The organism is Metapseudomonas boanensis (assembly GCF_042232855.1).
Taxonomy (GTDB): domain Bacteria; phylum Pseudomonadota; class Gammaproteobacteria; order Pseudomonadales; family Pseudomonadaceae; genus Metapseudomonas; species Metapseudomonas boanensis.
The window spans coordinates 5,432,184-5,451,194 of record NZ_CP113889.1 but is presented as its reverse complement, the minus strand read 5'-3'; the positions used below and the strand labels follow the sequence as shown (position 1 = coordinate 5,451,194).

At 65.0% G+C, this 19,011-nt stretch carries 15 protein-coding genes; 5 read left to right on the top strand and 10 right to left on the bottom strand.

Going from position 1 to position 19,011, the window contains the following annotated elements; all coding sequences use genetic code 11:
- Positions 1-5 precede the first annotated feature (5 nt).
- From OXH74_RS25280 to OXH74_RS25270, 3 genes are all read left to right on the top strand, one after another.
- A complete protein-coding gene (locus OXH74_RS25280) occupies positions 6-1,145 on the top strand; it encodes an acyl-CoA dehydrogenase family protein (RefSeq protein ID WP_375739389.1) in 1,140 nt (379 codons plus the stop codon).
- A gap of 30 nt (positions 1,146-1,175) precedes the next feature.
- Positions 1,176-1,631, top strand: coding sequence for a MaoC family dehydratase (locus OXH74_RS25275; protein WP_375739388.1), 456 nt, complete (start codon positions 1,176-1,178; stop codon positions 1,629-1,631).
- Positions 1,632-2,055: 424 nt separating this feature from the next.
- Complete coding sequence (locus tag OXH74_RS25270; protein WP_375739387.1) at positions 2,056-3,408, top strand: DUF1329 domain-containing protein; 1,353 nt, start codon at positions 2,056-2,058, stop codon at positions 3,406-3,408.
- A gap of 388 nt (positions 3,409-3,796) precedes the next feature.
- On the opposite strand, the gene OXH74_RS25265 is transcribed toward OXH74_RS25270, so the two are convergent.
- The gene (locus OXH74_RS25265) at positions 3,797-5,374 is read right to left on the bottom strand and encodes an AMP-binding protein (protein ID WP_375739386.1); all 1,578 of its coding nucleotides are present in this window, start codon (positions 5,372-5,374) and stop codon (positions 3,797-3,799) included.
- A gap of 205 nt (positions 5,375-5,579) precedes the next feature.
- Here OXH74_RS25265 and OXH74_RS25260 point away from each other — a divergent pair, with 205 nt between their 5' ends.
- Positions 5,580-6,731, top strand: coding sequence for an iron-containing alcohol dehydrogenase (locus OXH74_RS25260; RefSeq protein WP_375739385.1), 1,152 nt, complete (start codon positions 5,580-5,582; stop codon positions 6,729-6,731).
- A complete protein-coding gene (locus tag OXH74_RS25255; RefSeq protein ID WP_375739384.1) occupies positions 6,728-7,159 on the top strand; it encodes an acyl-CoA thioesterase in 432 nt (143 codons plus the stop codon). The genes OXH74_RS25260 and OXH74_RS25255 overlap by 4 nt, the downstream gene beginning before the upstream one ends.
- 675 nt (positions 7,160-7,834) lie before the next feature.
- On the opposite strand, the gene OXH74_RS25250 is transcribed toward OXH74_RS25255, so the two are convergent.
- From OXH74_RS25250 to OXH74_RS25210, 9 genes are all read right to left on the bottom strand, one after another.
- Entirely contained in the window at positions 7,835-9,433 is a 1,599-nt protein-coding gene (locus OXH74_RS25250) for an arylsulfatase (RefSeq protein WP_375739383.1), read from the bottom strand.
- Between the two features lie 69 nt (positions 9,434-9,502).
- Positions 9,503-9,943 (bottom strand): acyl-CoA thioesterase, encoded by a 441-nt coding sequence (locus OXH74_RS25245; RefSeq protein ID WP_375739382.1) that lies wholly within the window; start codon positions 9,941-9,943, stop codon positions 9,503-9,505.
- Between the two features lie 4 nt (positions 9,944-9,947).
- Positions 9,948-11,231 (bottom strand): histidinol dehydrogenase, encoded by a 1,284-nt coding sequence (hisD, locus tag OXH74_RS25240; RefSeq protein ID WP_375739381.1) that lies wholly within the window; start codon positions 11,229-11,231, stop codon positions 9,948-9,950.
- A 34-nt stretch (positions 11,232-11,265) separates the two neighbouring features.
- Positions 11,266-12,570, bottom strand: a complete 1,305-nt coding sequence (locus OXH74_RS25235; RefSeq protein ID WP_375739380.1) for an MFS transporter — start codon at positions 12,568-12,570, stop codon at positions 11,266-11,268.
- 38 nt (positions 12,571-12,608) lie between these two features.
- Positions 12,609-13,655, bottom strand: coding sequence for a LacI family DNA-binding transcriptional regulator (locus OXH74_RS25230; protein WP_375739379.1), 1,047 nt, complete (start codon positions 13,653-13,655; stop codon positions 12,609-12,611).
- Between the two features lie 194 nt (positions 13,656-13,849).
- Positions 13,850-14,806 (bottom strand): transporter, encoded by a 957-nt coding sequence (locus OXH74_RS25225; RefSeq protein WP_375739378.1) that lies wholly within the window; start codon positions 14,804-14,806, stop codon positions 13,850-13,852.
- 68 nt (positions 14,807-14,874) lie between these two features.
- Positions 14,875-15,651 (bottom strand): SDR family NAD(P)-dependent oxidoreductase, encoded by a 777-nt coding sequence (locus tag OXH74_RS25220; protein WP_375739377.1) that lies wholly within the window; start codon positions 15,649-15,651, stop codon positions 14,875-14,877.
- Complete coding sequence (locus OXH74_RS25215) at positions 15,651-16,835, bottom strand: acetyl-CoA C-acyltransferase (RefSeq protein ID WP_375739376.1); 1,185 nt, start codon at positions 16,833-16,835, stop codon at positions 15,651-15,653. Before OXH74_RS25215 ends, OXH74_RS25220 begins: the two co-directional genes overlap by 1 nt.
- Positions 16,836-16,897: 62 nt before the next feature.
- A complete protein-coding gene (locus OXH74_RS25210) occupies positions 16,898-19,009 on the bottom strand; it encodes a 3-hydroxyacyl-CoA dehydrogenase NAD-binding domain-containing protein (protein ID WP_375739375.1) in 2,112 nt (703 codons plus the stop codon).
- Positions 19,010-19,011 lie beyond the last annotated feature (2 nt).

Genomic DNA, 19,011 nt, shown 5'->3' with positions numbered 1-19,011 from the left:
CCGGCATGGATTTCGAACTCACTTCGGAACAGCAGCTGTTGCAGGACAGCGTGCGCCGTTACATCGACAAGGCCTACAGCTTCGAGGCGCGCACCGCCCTGCTGAAGGCCGGGAAGAACGGCAGCGCCGAGAACTGGGGCATGTTCGCCGCCAACGGCTGGCTGATGGCGGCGCTGCCTGAGGAACACGGCGGGCTCGGTGGCTCGCCTCTGGAAACCGCGATCATTGCCCAGGAGCTGGGTCGTGGCCTGGTACTGGAGCCTTATCTGGGCTGCGCAGTGCTGGCTGCACAGACCCTTGCGGCTGCCGCCAACCCCGAACAGCAGGCGCGCTGGCTGCCGCAACTGGCGGAGGGTACCTGCCGCATCGCCCTGGCCTATAGTGAACCCGGCTCACGCGGCATGCCCGAGCCGGTGACCCTGCGCGCCGAACGCAGTGGCGACGGCTTTATCTTGCGTGGGCTCAAGAGCCTGGTGCTGGGCGCGCACGATGCCCATGCCTTCATCGTTTCCGCACGGATCGAAGGCACTGCAGGCGTCAGTCTGCTGCTGGTGGACGCCGACGCCGTGGGGCTGGAGCGCCAGGCTTTGCCGCTGCATGACGGTACCTGGGTGCAAGAGCTCAATTTCGATGGCGTCGAGGTCGGCGCAGACGGGTTGTTGGGCGAGGCGGGCCAAGGTCTGCCGGCCCTGCGCGAAGGCCTGGCCCACGGCATCGTTGCACTGTGCGCCGAACTGATCGGCGGCATGGAGAAGACCCTCGAAGTCACTGCCGACTACCTCAAGGTCCGCAAGCAGTTCGGGGTGCCCATCGGCTCGTTCCAGGCCCTGCAGCACCGCATGGCCGACATGGCCGCGGAGGTGGAGCTTGCGCGCTCGATGCTGCATGCCGCGCTGGCCTCCATGACCAACGATGACGAACCAACGCGCCACAAGACACTGTCCGGCGCCAAGATGCTGATCGGCCGAGCGGCGAAGTTCGTCTGCGGGCAGGGCATCCAGCTGCACGGCGGTATCGGCATGACCGAGGAGTACCTGGTGGGGCACTACTACAAGCGCGCCGTGGTCGCCGACCTGCTGCTGGGCAGCAGTGACAGCCATGAGGCGGCCTGTGCCACAGCCCTTCAGGCCGAACTGCGGGCCTGACCAAGCCATTCAGACCATCTGGAGACAACAATGAAAAGCTACGAAACGCTGGCCGAACTTCAGGGCCTGGTGGGTGAAGTCGTGGGCACCAGCAATTGGGTAACCATCGACCAGACCCGCATTGACACCTTTGCCGAAGCCACAGGCGACCATCAGTGGATCCACGTGGACCCCGAGCGCGCCGCCAAGGGCCCCTTCGGCAAGCCGATCGCCCATGGCTTCCTGACCCTCAGCCTGCTGCCAACCTTCATGACCAACGCCTTCGAGCTGCGCAACGTGAAAATGGGCGTGAACTACGGCCTGAACAAGGTGCGCTTCGTCCAGCCGGTGCCGGTGGACAGCCGCCTGCGCGGGCACTTCAAGGTGCAGTCCTGGGAGCCGCTGGAGGGCAACGGCGCGCAGATCACCTACGAGATGACCGTGGAGATCGAGGGCGCGGCCAAGCCGGCCTGCGTGGCCGAGACCATCCTGCGGGTATTCGCCTGACGCGCGTCGCCACCGCCTGAAGGGAACGCCGCCACAAGCCCGTTCTCCTGTACAGAAACGCCACGCCGTGCCTTCGGGTACCGCGTGGCGTTTCTGCTTCAGGCGCCTTCTTTGCGCCATCTCGTACCGGCCGTCCATCCCCCCCTCCATGCGCCAATAAGGGGGGGGCGAGGGGCGGGGAGTCTTGGTTAAAAAAACGCTGCCGGGAAAGAAATGCACCCCCAGGCAATGCCTCTGCGCCATCAGGTCCGGGGTAGTTTGAAACGGGGGTGGTCCTGGACCTGTACGGCAAGTCCGCATTGACCTGAGGTAGGTCGACGACATACCTGCGTCGGCCGTCGTTCCAGCTGGTAACGACCTGTTCCTCAAGGGGCGTGGCGCGCTTTACGAGACGTTCAAAACCACAATCTCAGAGGGTGGAGACATGACTAGACTGACAAGAACCCTGATCGCAGCCAGCCTGCTGGCCGCGCACGCAGGCGTGCTCCATGCAGCAGTGACAGCGGAAGAAGCCAGCCAACTGGGTACTTCCCTGACCCCGGTCGGGGCCGAAATGGCCGGCAACGCCGACGGAACCATTCCTGCGTACACCGGCGGCCTGAATACGCCGCCACCCGGTTTCGACAAGAGCAAGGGCATTCGCCCGGACCCCTTCGCCGGAGAGAAACCGCAGTTTTCGATCGACGCCAGCAACGTCGATACCTACGGCGACAAACTCACCGAAGGCACCAAGGCACTGATCAAGAAACTGCCGGGCTACCGCCTCGACGTCTACCCGACGCATCGCACCGTGGGCTATCCGCAGTTCGTGCTGGACAACACGCTGAAGAACGCCACCAGCGCCACGTTGACCAACAACGACGAGACCCTCAAGGGGGCTCATGCCGGCGTTCCGTTCCCGATGCCCAAACGCGGTATCGAGGTGATGTTCAACCACCTGGCGCGTTACCAGGGCCTGTCCTGGGTCGCACCCAAGTACGGCGCCTACAATGTCGACGCGGCGGGCAAACTGGTGACCTCCACCCAGGGGCGTTGGACCTACGAGATGCCGTACTACGACGTCTCCAAGAGTGGCGACGACATTCTGCTTACCCGCGCCCGCGCCAACTACACCGGCCCTGCACGTCGTGCCGGGGAAGCGGTGATGACCTTCGACTACACCGCTACCGAGCGGGGGCGAAAGGCCTATCAGTACCTGCCCGGCCAACGCCGCGTGCGCCTGGCGCCGGACCTGTCCTACGACACCCCGAACGCCAGTACCTCGGGCATGTCCACCATCGACGACATCAACCTGTTCAACGGCCGGATGGACCGCTTCGAGTGGAAGCTGGTGGGCAAGAAGGAAATGTACGTTCCGTACAACACTTACCGCTTCACCTATGCGGAGAAGCCCGAAGAGGTGTTCGGTCCCAAGTTCATCAATCCTGACCTGGTGCGCTGGGAACGACACCGCGTCTGGGTGGTAGAGGCGACCCTCAAGCCGGGCATGCGCCACATCTACTCCAAGCGCACCTACTACATCGACGAAGACAGCTGGACCGCCCTGGCGGTGGACCAGTACGACGGCCGCGGGCAACTGTGGCGTCCTGGCTTCAGCTACCTCACCCAGATGTATGACGTCGGCGGCACCAACAGCACCGCCGGTCACTACGACCTGATTGCCGGGACCTATTACATCAACGTCTGGCCGGGCAAGGCTGGCGTGGTGGTGGCCGACAAGCTGACCTCGGACAAGGGCTGGACCTCCGATAGCCTGGCGGGTGCCGGCATTCGTTAACTCCGGACGGGGAGTGTTGGGCGGAACCGACCTGGTCGGTTCCGTTTTTTTTTGTTTGGGAGCTTCTACTCACTTTGGCGGCGAGCAAGGCGCAGGGGGATGCCGGACATCTGGCGCTGCAACTTGTCCACGGCACTCAGGGGCAAGGCGTCGACGAGGATGACCGACTTGGACCGCAGGGTGCGCTGTGTGCACCGATTCCGTGATCGTTTTCGACAACCCTTCAAGCCGCTGGTGCGCACGGCGCACCCTACCGTATCGGCATCATCCTGCTAGCTCGTGCATTCGAATCGTCGCAGGCAGAGCCGGTGATTCAGGGCGTGACTTCCTGAGCTCAAATGAAAAAGCCCCGGTATCCAACCGGGGCCTCAGTACAACCCGCATCCTATCAGGACACCCGTCGCGCCTGGTCCTTCCAATATCGCTCACGCACCTGCCGGCGCAGCACCTTGCCTACGGCGCTCACGGGCAGCGCGTCGACGAAGGTCACCGATTTCGGGGCCTTGAACCGACCCAGGCGCGCCTTCACCAGTTCGATCAGCTCCTCCTCCGTGATCGTCACGCCCGGCTTGAGCACCACCTCGGCATGCACGGCCTCGCCCCATTTGTCGTGGGGCACGCCGACCACGGCGGACATGGACACGGCCGGATGGGCGTTGAGGGTCGCCTCCACTTCCACCGCATAGACATTGAAGCCACCTGTGATGATCACGTCCTTCTTGCGGTCGACGATGAACAGGTAACCAGCCTCGTCCAGATAGCCCAGGTCGCCGGACTTCCAGAAACCGTTGTGGAACTCGGCGGCAGTGCCTTCCGGGTTGTGGTGGTAGCCGGAGATGGTGCCGCGGCCACGCAGCCAGATCTCGCCGGTGGTGCCGCGCGGGACCGGTTTGCCGTTTTCGTCCACGACCATCAGTTCGATGCCGATGGTGGGGCGTCCGGCGGAGGCCAGGCGGCCGGTCTGGATGGCGGTCAGATGATCGGCCTTGGTCAGGGTGCAGACCGCCTGGGCGCATTCGGTGGAGCCATAGAGCTGGAAGAAAATGTTACCGAAACGAGCCTGGGCCTGCTCCAGCTTGGCCGGGCTCATGGGGGCGGCGCCGTAGTAAAGGGTCTGCAGGCTGGACAGGTCGTACTGGGTGGCTTCCGGCAGTTCTACCAGCCAGCCCACCAGGGTCGGCACCATCAGGGCGGTGGTGACGCGTTCCGCCTCGACGTTGCGGCACCAGGCCTTTAGGTCGGCGGCGTTCTGGGTGACGGTGCAGCCGCCACGGAACAGCGTGGGCAGCAGGGAGAGCCCCGAGCCGTGGCTGATGGGGGCGATGTGCAGGTACCGAGTGCGCTCGTTGAAAGCCTGGCCCTGCTCGCTGTCGGCGTACATGGAGTCCCGCGCTGCCAGCCAGTTGTCGATGGTGTAGCGGGCGCATTTGCTTCGGCCGGTGGTACCGCCGGTGAAGCGGTAGATCAGTACATCCTGGTGTGCATCCGATTCGATATCGGGTTCTGCATCGGAGACGCCTTCGAGCAGGTCCCAGAAGTATCGTGCATAGGAATGCCGCGCCGGCGGCACGTCCATGCAGATCACCCGGGTACCGCTCTGGCGCAGCATCTCGCCGTAGCGATCCAGGAGTTCGGTTTCGATGAAGACCACCTTGGGTCGGATGAACTCCACCTGCCAGCGGTGCTCTTCGAGGGAGTCTCGGATGTTGGTATGGGCGATGGCCGCTTCGCCCTTGAACGCGGTCCAGGCATGCAGCAGCGACAGGTTGTCGTTCTCCAGGATGCACAGAGCCGTATCGTCTCGGTGCAGGTCCAGGCGGCTGCGCATCATGTTGACGATGCGGTTGGTCAGCCGGTGCAGCTCATCGAAGCGATAGCGCCGGTTGCGCTCGATGTTCACCAGGGCTTCCTGGTCGGCGAAGCGCAGGGCGGTCTGGCCCATGATGCGGGCGAAGTTCATCTTCATCGCGGTCTCCGTTTGTTGTTCTGGTTGGTGGAAATCGCATTCTAGGAACGCCCTTGCGTTGCAACGCCTCCCGTCTGGGGAGGGGCCAGCCGGCAGGGCCTCGCTTCCCGCGCGCCCACTCATAAGAGGGGGGGAGCGTCACTCGTGATCGCGAATAAGGTGCTCCAGCGGTTCCCACCTTTCCGGACAATTCGCGAGGCGTTCCATGCGCACCCTGGCGTTCAACACGACCAAATCCATCCTCATTGAATGCGGTGCTTCGCGCCGCCTGGCAGCCCCTGTACGAAGCATGGGTTGCCAATCGGTACTCATCGTCACGGACCCTGGCGTCCTGGCGGCGCGCCTGCTGGACTCGGCGTTGCTCGAACTGGAGCGCGAGGGGCTGCAGGTGACGGTCTTCTCCGAGGTCCAGGCCGATCCGCCCGAGTCGGTGATCCTCGCGGCGGTTGCGGCCGCCAAGGCCAGCTCGGCGGACTGCGTGATCGGCTTCGGCGGCGGCAGTTCCCTGGACGCCGCCAAGCTGACCGCCTTGCTTGCGCGTAGCGATGAGTCTCTGGCCGAGATCTATGGCAGCAACCTGGCCAAGGGGCCGCGCCTGCCGCTGATCCTGGTGCCGACTACGGCGGGCACGGGTTCCGAGGTCACGGCCGTGTCGGTGGTGACCACCGGCGCCGGTGAGAAGAATGTGGTGGTTTCGCCGCTGCTACTGCCCGACCTCGCCGTGCTGGACGCCGAGCTGACCCTCGGATTGCCGACAGCCGTCACCGCTGCCACGGGCATCGATGCGATGGTCCATGCCATCGAGTCCTATACCAGCCGGCACCTGAAGAACCCGATTTCCGATTGCCTGGCCCGTGAGGCCCTGCGCCTGCTCAGCGCCAACCTGCATGAGGTCTGTCGCAACGGCGCCAACCTGGAGGCGCGGGAAAACATGCTGCTGGGCGCCTGCCTTGCCGGCATGGCGTTCGCCAATGCTCCGGTGGCGGCGGTCCATGCACTGGCCTATCCGCTGGGGTCGCGCTTCCACATTCCTCACGGACTGTCGAATTCACTGGTGCTGGAGCCGGTGCTCCGCTTCAACCTGGAAACGGTCGCGCCGCTGTATGCGGAGCTGGCGGATATCGTCCTGCCTGGTCTTGGTGGCGACGCGTTGGCGAAGGCCAACGCGCTGGCTGACTACCTGGGCGGCCTGGCCGGTGAGCTGCAGTTGCCAACGCGCCTGCGGGAGCTGGGCATCAGCCAGGCCGACATCGAGGACCTGGCCAGTGATGCCGCCAGGCAGACCCGCCTGCTCGGCAACAACCCCAGGGAACTGGGCATCGACGATATCCGTTCCATCTACGAGAAGGTTCTATGAGTCACGCACGTCCCACTCGCAGCCAGTTCTGCCACTTCACCAGCATGCCCAGCCGTTGGGGCGACCATGACTCCTATGGTCACGTCAACAATGTGGTCTACCACTCCTACTACGAGTCCGCCGTCAGCCTGTTCCTGGTGGAGCAGGGGACCCTGGACATCGCCAGCAGCCCGGTCATCGGACTGATCGTGGAGAATTGCTGTACCTACTTCTCGTCGATCAGCTTCCCGGACCGCATCACCATCGGCATGCGGATCGCGAAACTGGGCAACAGCAGCGCTCGCTATGAGCTGGCGCTGTTCCGTAACGACGAAGAGGAAGCTTCCGCGGCGGGGTACATCGTCTACGTGTATGTCGACCGGGCCAGCAACCAGTCGACCACCATTCCCGACCATGTGCGATCCGCGTTGCTCAAGCTGGTGGATTAGTGCGGATCGGTGCCGTGGGGTCATGCCAAACACGCCTCCGTGCCTGCTGATACAACCCTCTCCCAGAGGGAGAGGGGCTGTCCTTGCCGGCGTTCAGTTTGGGCGCAATCCTGTAGGGGCGAATTCATTCGCCAAGCAGGACGTAGTCCTGCCCGTTTTTCGTAGGAGCGAATTTATTCGCGAAATGGCGTGGCACGGAGCCAGCCTGAACCTTCCCGCACCCCAACCCTCTCCCAGAGGGAGAGGTGGGCTGTCCGTGCCGGCGTTCAGTTTGGGCGCAATCCTGTAGGGGCGAATTCATTCCCCAAGCAGGACGCAGTCCTGCCCGCCTTTTTGTAGGAGCGAATTTATTCGCGAAATGGCCAGGCACGGAGCCGACCTGAACCTTCCCTCACCCCAACCCTCTCCCAGAGGGAGAGGGGGCTGTCCGTGCCAGCGATCAGTCTGGGCGCAATCCTGTAGGGGCGAATTCATTCGCCAAGCAGGACGCAGTCCTGCCCGCCTTTTTGTAGGAGCGAATTTATTCGCGAAATGGCCAGGCACGGAGCCGACCTGAACCTTCCCTCACCCCACCCCTCTCCCAGAGGGAGAGGAGTGACTCGCGCTAGCGAGGCACAAGTCATCCTGAAGCAGTCAGTGGCCTGAAACTCGCCACGGCAGGTCCTGCCAATAGCCTCAGGGCGCCTTCTTCTGTCCGTGCAGGAAGTCCTGCACCAGGTTCGATCGGTCGAAGGACTTGGCGGTCTGCACCGGGGGGTACTCGGCCAGGGTCTTCAGGTGCGCGCCGATCAGTTCGCCCATGGGTCCCGATATCCACGAGGACTTCTGGATCAGATGGCCGTATGAGTCCTTGCTGTCGTAGCTCTCGAACGGGTCGCTACGCAGGTTGAACATCAGCGGCGCGAAGCGCGGCACGACTTGCGCGTAGTAATCCTCCTTGGTGGAGAAGTGCATTTTCCACGGGCCCATGCGCACGGCGGTCAGCTTGCTTTCGATGTAGTACAGCAGGCTGTTGCGCTTGCTCTCGGGCGACTTGCCGGTCCAGTAGTCGCGGTTGTCGATGCCGTCGATGTACTGCTTCTTCTCCTGCTTCATGCGCTCGACGACGTCCGGCACGCCAGCTGCGGCGGCGAAGCTGGTGAACATGTCCTGGTGCGCCTGGATGCCATTGAGGATTTGCCCCGGCTTCACCACGCCCGGCCAGCGCAGCATCGACGGCACTCGCACGCCGCCCTCGTAGGTGGTCATCTTCTCGCCGCGGAAGGGCGTCGTCGCGCCGTGGGGCCAAGAGGAGTGTTCCGGGCCGTTGTCGGTGGAGTACCAGACGATGGTGTTGTCCTCCAGACCGTTGGCCTTGAGGAAGGCGAGCACCTGGCCGATGTCATGGTCGTGCTGCAGCATGCCGCTGCCCTGGGTATCGTCCTCGTGGGTGTACTTCGCGGCGGCGTGGCGCCACTGGTCGTTGAGGTGGGTGTAGAGATGCATGCGGCTGGTGTTGAGCCAGACGAAGAACGGCTTGTCCTCTTTCTGCGCCTTGCGCATGAAATCCAGCGCCATGGGGATTACCTCGGCACCGTCGAAGTCTTCCATGCGCTTCATCGTCAGCGGGCCGGTATCTTCGATGGTCTGCTTGCCGACCGGCCCGAAGCGCGGGTCCACCGTCGGATCATCCTTGTCGCTGGCGAAGGTATGCAGCACGCCGCGGGTCTGGAACTTCTTCGCGAACGTCTTCGGGCCGCCAGGGTAGGCGTTGGCGAAGTTCTGGTAGTCGATGTACTCGCGCTGTTCCTCGGTATTGAGGTGGTACAGGTTGCCGAAGAACTCGTCGAACCCATGCACGGTGGGCAGGTTGGCGTTGTTGTCACCCAGGTGGTTCTTGCCGAACTGGCCGGTGCGGTAGCCGGCGCCTTTCAGCACTTCGGCCAGGCTCGGCGAAGCGGCCTGCAGGCCGAGCTTGTCGCCCGGCAGGCCCACCGTGGTCAGGCCCGAGCGGATCGGATACTGGCCGGTGATGAAGGCTGCACGGCCGGCGGTGCACGAGGGTTGGGCGTAATGGTCGGTGAAGCGCGCGCCCTGCAGGCCGATGCTGTCGATGCTCGGCGTGGTGTAGCCCATGGTGCCCATGCCGTAGGCGCTGACGTTCTGCCAGCCGATGTCGTCGCCCCAGATGACCAGGATGTTGGGCTTGTCCGGGCGGGCCTGCGCCAGCGGCGCAATGAGCAGGGCACATGCCATGCCCGCCAGGACCAGCAGTCGGCCGATGTGTTCGTTCATGGTGGTCTCCTTCTTGTTGTGGGTTGTGGATGCCCTGGCGCCGAGGGCGCGCAGGGCCTGGAGCCTGCTTCAGGTCGCGAGCTGGATGCTTTCCAGCGCGCGGCGCAGCTCCGCCGGCAGCGGTAGTGGACGGCGCGTCACTCGATCGACGTAGACGTGCACGAAATGCCCCTGGGCGGAGGCGATGTCGTTGTCATTGGCGAACAGGCCGACTTCGTAGCGCACGCTGGAGGTTCCCAGGCGCGCTACCCGCAGCCCGGCGCGCACGATGTCGGGGAAGGCGATGGACGAGAAGTAGCTGCAGCCGGTTTCCACCACCAGGCCGACTGTGGGGCTCTCGGCGAAATCCAGGACTTTCTGTTCGAGCAGCCAGGCATTCACCACGGTGTCGAACCAGCTGTAGTAGACGACGTTGTTGACGTGGGCGTAGACGTCGTTGTCCATCCAGCGCGTGGTGATGTCGCGGAAGTAGCGATAGGCGCTGCGGCTTTCCGGAGTGGGCTTGCTCATTGGCTCAGGCCTCCACCTTCATGCGGCGCACGCGGATGTCCGCCTGCTCCTTGTGGCCGGACATATGCTCGTAGCCGCACAGGCGCGAACAGTACTCGCCGACCATCACGCTCGCTTCGTCGGTCATCACGCGCTGGTAGGTGTGGGTCTTGATGAACTTGCCGACCCACAGCCCGCCGGTGTAGCGGCCCGCACCCATGGTGGGCAGGGTGTGGTTGGTTCCGATCACCTTGTCGCCGTAGCTGACATTGGTGCGGTGGCCGAGGAACAGGGCGCCGTAGCAGGTCATGCGCTCGTGGTACCAGTCCGGGTCCCGGGTCATCACCTGGACATGCTCGGAGCACAGTCCCTCGGCGACTTCCAGGGCCTCTTCGTCGGTGTCGCACAGGTAGATCTCGCCGAAGTCGCGCCAGGCGGCACCGGCCACCGGCGCGGTGTCCAGGCGGGCGAGCACTCGCTCGATGGCGGCCGGCAGCTCTTCGGCGATCGTCCTGCTGGTGGTCACGCAGTAGGCCGGGGAGGTGGGGCCGTGCTCGGCCTGGCCCAGCAGGTCGACGGCCACCAGCTCGGCGTCCACCGTGTCGTCGCAGATCACCAGGGTCTCGGTGGGGCCTGCGAACAGGTCGATGCCCACGCGGCCGAAGAGCTGGCGCTTGGCTTCGGCCACGTAGGCGTTGCCCGGGCCGACGATCATGTCCACGCCCTTGATGCTTTCTGTGCCAATGGCCATGGCCGCCACCGCCTGGACACCGCCAAGGCAGTAGATTTCATCGGCGCCCGCCAGGTGCATGGCGGCCACGATCTCGGGGCAGGGCTTGCCCTCGAAGGGCGGCGCACTGGCGATCACGCGTTTGACGCCGGCCACCTTGGCGGTGAGCACGCTCATGTGTGCGCTGGCGATCAGTGGGTACTTGCCACCGGGGATGTAGCAGCCCACCGAGTTGACCGGAATGTTGCGATGGCCGAGCACCACGCCTGGCAGCGTCTCCACCTCGACGTCGTGCATCGAGTCCTTCTGCAACTGGGCAAAACGACGGATCTGTTCCTGGGCGAAGCGGATGTCATCGAGGGTCTGCTGCGGCAGGCTGGCGATACAGGCGTCGATCTGCTCCTGGCTGAGCCTGAAGCTTTCCGGCGCCCACTGGTCGAACTTCGCCGAGTACTCGCGCACGGCGGCATCGCCGCGTTGTTCGATGTCGGCGAGGATGCCTTCGACGGTAGCGCGCACCTGCACCTGGTTGCTGGCCTTGGCCTGGGCCGACTGGCCTTTCTTGAGTTGTTGAATCATGGGCTACTTCCTAAGGACTCCAGGGGATACCGCCTCAGGCGGCTTGCAGAGTGGGGGCCGTCGGCCGGGCGGCCGTCAGCACGATGAATGCGGCCAGCAGGTACAGGCTCATCACGAAGTACAGGCTGTAGAGGGTGCCGCCACTGCTGGCATTGAGGGCACTGGTGACCGAGGGGCTGATCGCACCACCGAGGTTGCCGATGCTGCTGACCAGGGCGATGCCGACCGCCACCGATGCGCGGGGCAGGTATTCGGAGGTCAGCGCGAAGAACACCGGCGGCACCGAGGCAACGCCCATCATGGCCAGACATAGTCCGGCCAGTGAGACGCCGAGCTGCCCCTGCGCCAGGGCGATGATCGCCAGGCCACTGGCGGCCGTCAGTGCGCCGGCGGTGAAATGCCAGCGGCGTTCGCGACGGCGATCCGAGCTGCGGCTGAGCAGGATCACCCCGGCTGCGGCGAACAGCTGCGGCAGGGTGGCGTAGAGGCCGATTTCCAGCATGTCGTTGACGCCCCAACTCCTGATCAGGGTCGGTGTCCAGAACGCGATCGTGTAGGTGCCCGCGACCATCAGCACGTACACCAGTGACAACACCCACACCTTTGAGTCGCTAAGCAGGTCGCGCAGCGAACCATGACTGGCCTTGGTCGCCGATTGGTGCTCTGCGTCGAACTGCTGGCGCAGCCGGAGTTTTTCCTCGGCACTTAGCCAGCCCGCCTGCTCGGGCCGGTCCACCAGCACGAACCAGGCCAGCAGGCCCAGCAGCGGCGCGGGCAGTCCCTGTACCAGGAACAGCCACTGCCAGCCGTGCCAGCCATTGAGGCCGTCGAAGTACTTCATGATGGCGCCCGACAGCGGCCCGGCAATCAGGCTGGCGAAGATGGCGCCGAGCAGGAACACGGCGATCATCCGCGCGCGCCGCGCTGGCGGGTACCAGTAGGTGAGGTAGAGCAGCGCGCCGGGGGTGAAACCTGCCTCGAAGACGCCCAACAGGAAGCGCAGCACGTAGAACTGCGTGGGCGTCTGCACGAACATCATCGCCATGGCGACGACACCCCAACAGACCATGATGCGCAGCAGCGTCTTGCGCACGCCGATCTTCTCCAGCACCAGGTTGCTTGGTACCTCGAACAGCAGGTAGCCAATGAAGAAGATGCCCGCACCCAGGGCATAGACGGCATCGCTGAAGGCCAGCGTCTCTTTCATCTGGAGCTGCGCGTAGCCGACGTTGATGCGATCGAGGAAGGCCACCACGTAGGCCGTGAGCAGCAGGGGCATGATTCGCCAACTGATCCTTCGATACATGGCGCGGTCATCCGGGGTTTCTGTCGGGCCCATGCCGGTCTCCTGGTAGTTGTTGTGATTGGTGTGGTGGGTCAGGCCGAAGAACGCTGCACGAGCCGCCCCGGAATCTCGCGCAGAGCCTCGGCGGGGTTTCCGCCCGGAGGGCCTTCGTCGAGCAGGCGGATGGCGCACTCGATCATTTCGCGCAGCGGCTGATGCACCGTGGTCAGGCCGTGCTCTGGATAGGCCGCAGCGCGGATATCGTCGAAACCGACCACGGCCACGTCCTGGGGCACGCGCAGGGCGGTATTCATACGCAGGTGGCTGAGCACGCCGAGGGCCATCAGGTCGTTGGCGCAGAACACCGCATCGATACCGGGCTGGCCGGCTGCGAACAGCCGGGCCGCCGCATCGCGTGCGCCTTCGTAGCTGTATCCGCCCTGCTCGCAGGCGACCAGACGCAGGCCATGCGCGGCCAGGCCTCGCTCGAAACCGAGTAGGCGGTCGGTGGTCGTGGAGATGCTTGGGTCACCCGCTACGAAGGCACAGGCGCGGCGCCCGCTGCCCACCAGGTATTCGGCCACCGCAGCCCCCATGCGCTCGTTGTCGCAGCACACCGACCAGACCGTCGGGTCCTCGACGCGGCGGTTCATGAACACCACCGGTACACCCTGGCGTCCACACAGGTCCGACATGTGCGAGGAGAGCCGCGCCGCGGTCACCACGATGGCGTCGACCTGGTACTGCAAGAGCTGCGGCATCAGTTCGTCGGCGTCGCCACCCGGAGGCACCACGAAGAGCAACAGTTGCCGGCCGGTTTGCCGCAGCTGCAGGGAGAACTCCTCCAGGGCAGCGGGGTAGAAGGGGTTGGTCATGTCGCCCATCACCAGCGCGACGATGCCGGTGCGTCTCCGATTCAATGACCGCGCGATGGCATTGGGCCGATAGCCCGCTTCGTCGGCCATGGCGAGGATGCGCTGGCGCACTTCGGCCGAGATGCGCGAATGCGGGTCGAAGGCGCGGGTGACAGTGGAGGTGGCCACGCCGATACGTTTCGCCAGGTCCGCAGCTGTGATTCGTGCGCCTGCCGGATAGGCTTGCTGGACGAAGGAACCCGGAGGGGATGTGTTGCGTGCCATCTGCATGCCTCAGTCGCTGTGCAATCGTTTGCACACGTGAGTTGAATGCTACCGACGCGCTGTGAGAGTGACCCCGCCCCAAAGGGGGGGAAATGGGAGATTAGGTGTGGAGAGTGACCTCGACCCTACGAGATTGGGGAGAACCGTAGGTTGTGGCTGAGCTGCGCGACGCCCAACGTTTGCGGGTGAGGCCGCTACTCGCCTGACAACGGGATGGTGAGTGTCAGCCAGAGGTTCCAGCCTTCCGCGCGATTGCGCGCGTCGAACTCGTGATAGCCCTTGAGATTGGCGTACCAGAGGTCGTTGCCCACCTTGAAGAAGTGGCCGACCTGCGGACCGACGGCGCTGACCCGGGACTTGAAGTCCCCCAGTACCGCACCGCTGCCGGAATCGCCCGTTACCTGGTGATAGACGTAGCCGACGAGGCCCAGATGGGTGCTGTCGGTGACGAAGTGCGATGCACTCCAGTCCAGGTGGGCATCGATGCCATTCTGGTAGTCCAGATCACTGTTCTCCCAGTTGTAGGTGAGACCTGTCACCACGGAGAACTCGTTGCGCTTGTCGAAGTAGGTGTAGCCGCCGCCGGCATCCAGCGCGGCGTGGCCAAGCCCCAGGTTGACCAGGCGATCGGGGTCGTAGGCACCCACCGGCAGGTTGCCCATGCCGTAGACCATGAAGTTGTGTTCGCCATGGTTCCATTTGAGCGTGCCCATGGCGAACAGGTCGCTGGAGCCCTTCAGGCTGTCGTTGACCTGGGTGGAGAGCGTGCGGCCGCGCGGGCCGGTCAGGGTGGTCTCGACATCGACCTCCGAACGTCCCAGGCCGACGAGCAGACCGAGGGACGCCTGGGCACCCAGCACGGGCTCAGCGAAGGTGTAGTTCGGCCCACCGAACAGCAGGTCGGCCTTGGCATCCACGCCGGCGGCTATCTGGCCACGCCCACCCCTTGGCAGAGGCTCGCTCGCGCCGATGTCCGCGCTGACGTGGTAGTAGATCAGCGGAAAGGTCCAGCCCGGCGCGGTGGGTACTGCCGCCAGGGCACCGAACTGGCCGGGAAGCCAGAAACTGATCCCGCCTTCATCCGCCGATGTCATGGTAGATGGCAGGGCTACGGCCATCGCCAGCAGCATGCGAGGTAATGATTTGAGCACTTCTCTCTCCAGGGGGCGACTCGCTTGCGATTAGCAGTGCCCCGGACAGGCGTCCGGGGTTCCTACCCTTACAAGCTCCCCACCAGTTGCCCGCCATCCACCGCCAGCACCGACCCGGACATGTAAGCACCGGCTTCGCTGGCCAGCAGCAGGAAGGGACCGTCCAGTTCTTCCAACCGACCGAGGCGGCGCATGGGCACCGCGGCGCGGATGTAGGCCTGGCCTTTCTCGCTGTCGAAGTAGCCGTCGGTCATCTCCGTCGTGAAGTAGCCCGGAGCGATGGCGTTGACACGGATGTTGTAGCGCGCCAGTTCCAACGCCAGGGACTTCGTCAGCTGGACCACGCCGGCCTTGGCCGCGCAGTAGTGGCTGTAGCCGGTGCCGACTCGCAGGCCGAGCATGGATGCAATATTTACGATGCTTCCTGGACGCTCGGCACGCGCCAGGCGTTGTGCAGCACACTGGGCGACGCGCCAGACGCCGTCGAGGTTGGTCGCGAGCATGGCGCGCCAGTCTTCTTCGCTGATTTCCAGCACACGCAGACCGCTGCCGATGCCGGCGTTGTTGAGCACCACGTCCACTGGTCCGAAAGTCGCTTCGGCGGCATCGAAGGCAGCTTCCACACTGGCGCGGTCGGTGACGTCCAGGGCCACCGGCAACGCCTGGCCACCGTCACGGCGTATGGCGTCGGCCAGCTGTTGCAGGCGCTCGACGCGACGCGCTGCCAGGACCACGCGCGCTCCGGCACGGCCGGCTACGCGAGCGAGGTGGGCGCCGATACCACTAGAGGCGCCGGTGACCAGCACGGTGCGGCTGGCCAGGGAGAAGGGGGCGAAGACACTCATCAGAACACCTCGAACAGGCCGGCGGCACCCATGCCACCGCCTACACACATGGTTACCACGACGTACTTCACGCCACGGCGCTTACCTTCCAGCAGGGCGTGGCCGACCATCCGCGCGCCGCTCATGCCATAGGGATGGCCGATGGCGATCGCGCCACCGTTGACGTTGTAGCGCGAGTCGTCGATGCCCAGCTTGTCGCGGCAGTAGATCGCCTGGCAGGCAAAGGCTTCGTTGAGTTCCCACAGGCCGATGTCGTCAACCTTCAGGCCGTGCTGCTTGAGCAGTTTGGGCACGGCCAGCACCGGGCCGATGCCCATTTCTTCAGGCGCCAGGCCGGCGACGGCCATGCCGCGATACGCGCCCAGGGGGTCCAGGTTGCGCTGCTCGGCCAGGCGCGCGTCCATCAGTACGCAAGCGCTGGCGCCATCGGAGAGTTGGCTGGCGTTGCCGGCGGTGATGCAGCCACCTTCGATCACCGGCTTGAGGCGGGCCAGGTCGTCGAGGACGGTCTGCGGACGGTTGCCCTCATCCCGGACGAGGGTGACTTCTTCGAAGCTGATGGCACCGCTGGCCTTGTCGACGATTTGCCGGGTGACCGTGACCGGGACGATCTCGCCCTCGAACAGACCGGCGCGCTGGGCTGCCGCGGTGCGCTGCTGGGACAGCAGGGAGTAGGCGTCCTGGGCCTCGCGGCTGATGCCGTAGCGGCCGGCCACCAGCTCGGCGGTCTGCAGCATCGGCATGTAGGCGTGGGGCATCAGGCGCAGCACCTGCGCATCGTGCTGGCTGCCGACCCATTCCATGTGACGGTTCTGCACCAGGCTGATGTGCTCCTGACCGGCGCCGATGGTGACCTGCATGCCGTCGACCATGATCTGTTTGGCGGCGGTGGCGATGGCCATCAGGCCCGAGGCGCACTGGCGGTCGAGGGTCTGGCCGCTGACGGAGATCGGCAGGCCCGCGGCCAGCACGCTCATGCGGCCGAGGTTCCAGCCGGCAGTACCGGCCGGCATGCCGGTGCCCATGACCAGGTCCTCGATTTCCCCAGCCTCGACGCCTGCCCGCTCGACGGCGGCGCGAATGGCAAAGGCGGCCATGGTGGGGGCGGTGGTCGCGTTGAAGGCACCGCGAAACGCCTTGCCGATAGGCGTGCGTGCGGTTGAGAGGATGACGGCTTCTTTCATGGTCTTGTCCTGTTGAAGGTATGGGCAGGCGCCAATAGGGACTCAGCGCCTGCCAGGTGCAATCAGATGCGCTCGATTCGGGTCTTGCCGGCTGCCACCAGGCGCTCCAGCAACGGCGCCGGCTGGAACCACATCTCGCCGTATTCAGCGAGGGACTGGCGGAAGTGGTGAATGCCGGCCAGTACCTTGTCCAGACCCAGCTGCTCGGCGTAGTGCATGGGACCGCCCAGGTGCGCCGGGAAGCCGTAGCCGTTGATCCACACCAGGTCGATGTCGCCAGCGCGCAGGGCGATGCCCTCGTCCAGCAACTGGATGCCCTCGTTGATCAGCATGAACAGGCAGCGGTCGTGGATTTCCTGCTCGCCCATGGGGCGACGGGGCACGTGCAGCTCGCCGGCCAGGCGTTCGGCCAGCGCGACCACTTCGTAGTCGTCCTGGCGATTGCGACCTTCGTACGCATAGAAACCACGACCGGTCTTCTGGCCGAAACGGCCCAGGGCATAGAGCTCGTCGCCGAGACGGCAGTAGCTTTCGTCATGGGCGAAAGCGGCGCGGTTGGAGTCGCGAACCAGGAAGTTCACGTCGACGCCGGCCAGGTCGAGCATGCTGAAAACGCCCATGTTCAGGTCGAGACCGGTGAGTACGCCATCCACCTGCGCCGGCGTTGCGCCCTCCAGGACCAGGCGATGGGCTTCGCGGGCGTAGGGTTCGAGCATGCGGTTGCCGATGAAGCCGAAGCAGACGCCGGACACCACGGGCATCTTGCCGATGGTGCGACCCATCTTCAGCGTGGTGGCCAATACGTCCGGCGCGGTTTCACGCCCACGCACGACTTCCAGCAGGCGCATAACGTTGGCCGGGCTGAAGAAGTGCAGACCGATCACATCCTGCGGACGAGACGTCACCGCAGCGATCTGGTCGACGTCCAGCGACGAGGTGTTGGTGGCGAGGATGGCGCCGGGTTTGCACACCCGGTCCAGGGTGCGGAAGACTTCCTGCTTGATCTCCATCTTCTCGAACACCGCTTCGATCACCAGGTCGGCGTCGGCGAGGTCGGCATAGTCGAGCGTGCCGCCGAGCAGGGCCATGCGCTGCTCCAGCCGGGCTTCGGTCAGCTTGCCGCGCTTGACGCTGATCCCGTAGTTCTGGCGGATCTGCGCCAGGCCGCGATCGAGGGCGTCGCCCTGGCGCTCCAGCAAGGTCACCGGAATACCGGCATTGGCGAAGTTCATGGCGATGCCGCCGCCCATGGTGCCGGCGCCGATCACCGCTACCTTGCGAATCGGGCGGAGCAGGGTGCCGCTATCGATGCCCGGGACCTTGCCGGCTTCGCGCTCGGCGAAGAACACGTGACGCAGGGCCTGGGACTGGATCGAGGCTTCGGCCTGCTTGAACAGCGCCACCTCGCGGGCCAGGCCTTCCTCCAGCGGCAGCAGGCAGGCGGCTTCCACCGCCGAAAGCACCAGGCGCGGTGCCAGGCGGCTCTTCCAGCGCGGCTCGTTGTCCTGGCGGAAGTGGGCAAGGAAGTCCTCGGGCAGGCCTTCGGCGGGCGCCGGGAAAGGCGCGGCGGGACGTGCGGGCGCCCGATTGGCGACCAGTTCACGGGCAAAGGCGCGGGCTTCGTCGAGCAGGCTGTCGGCACTTGCCGAAAGCCGGTCGAGAATGCCGAGCGTGAGCGCACTGTCGGCGCCCGCCGGTGCGCCAGAGAGCATCATGTCGAGTGCTGCCTGGGCACCGATCAGGCGCGGCAGGCGCTGGGTACCGCCGGCACCGGGGAGCAGGCCGAGGTTGATTTCAGGAAGGCCGACGCGCGTGCCGGGCTCGCCAATGCGGTAGCCACAGGCCAGGGCCAGTTCCAGGCCGCCGCCGAGCGCGAGTTTGCCGATGGCTGCAACCAGCGGCTTGTCCAGTTGCGTCAGGCGCAGGAGCAGGGAGGGCAGGTCGGGGGCGGCGAAGGACGCATCGCTACCGAACTCGCTGATATCGGCTCCTGCGCTGAACAGGCCGTTGGTGCCATGGAGGACGATCGCCTTGACCGAAGGATCGGCCGCCGCGCGCTCGCAGGCTTCGAGAACAGCAGCGCGCAGGGGTTGGCCAAGGGCGTTGACCGGCGGGCGGGCGAGGCCGATCAGGGCCAGGTTGTCTTCAACCTGATAGGTAACCAGGGCGTTCATGG

Coding starts and splice junctions, on each gene's coding strand:
- OXH74_RS25280 (WP_375739389.1), top strand. CDS start 6: ATGGATTTCGAACTCACTTCGGAACAGCAGCTGTTGCAGGACAGCGTG.
- OXH74_RS25275 (WP_375739388.1), top strand. CDS start 1,176: ATGAAAAGCTACGAAACGCTGGCCGAACTTCAGGGCCTGGTGGGTGAA.
- OXH74_RS25270 (WP_375739387.1), top strand. CDS start 2,056: ATGACTAGACTGACAAGAACCCTGATCGCAGCCAGCCTGCTGGCCGCG.
- OXH74_RS25265 (WP_375739386.1), bottom strand. CDS start 5,374: ATGAAGATGAACTTCGCCCGCATCATGGGCCAGACCGCCCTGCGCTTC.
- OXH74_RS25260 (WP_375739385.1), top strand. CDS start 5,580: ATGCGCACCCTGGCGTTCAACACGACCAAATCCATCCTCATTGAATGC.
- OXH74_RS25255 (WP_375739384.1), top strand. CDS start 6,728: ATGAGTCACGCACGTCCCACTCGCAGCCAGTTCTGCCACTTCACCAGC.
- OXH74_RS25250 (WP_375739383.1), bottom strand. CDS start 9,433: ATGAACGAACACATCGGCCGACTGCTGGTCCTGGCGGGCATGGCATGT.
- OXH74_RS25245 (WP_375739382.1), bottom strand. CDS start 9,943: ATGAGCAAGCCCACTCCGGAAAGCCGCAGCGCCTATCGCTACTTCCGC.
- hisD (WP_375739381.1), bottom strand. CDS start 11,231: ATGATTCAACAACTCAAGAAAGGCCAGTCGGCCCAGGCCAAGGCCAGC.
- OXH74_RS25235 (WP_375739380.1), bottom strand. CDS start 12,570: ATGGGCCCGACAGAAACCCCGGATGACCGCGCCATGTATCGAAGGATC.
- OXH74_RS25230 (WP_375739379.1), bottom strand. CDS start 13,655: ATGGCACGCAACACATCCCCTCCGGGTTCCTTCGTCCAGCAAGCCTAT.
- OXH74_RS25220 (WP_375739377.1), bottom strand. CDS start 15,651: ATGAGTGTCTTCGCCCCCTTCTCCCTGGCCAGCCGCACCGTGCTGGTC.
- OXH74_RS25215 (WP_375739376.1), bottom strand. CDS start 16,835: ATGAAAGAAGCCGTCATCCTCTCAACCGCACGCACGCCTATCGGCAAG.
- OXH74_RS25210 (WP_375739375.1), bottom strand. CDS start 19,009: ATGAACGCCCTGGTTACCTATCAGGTTGAAGACAACCTGGCCCTGATC.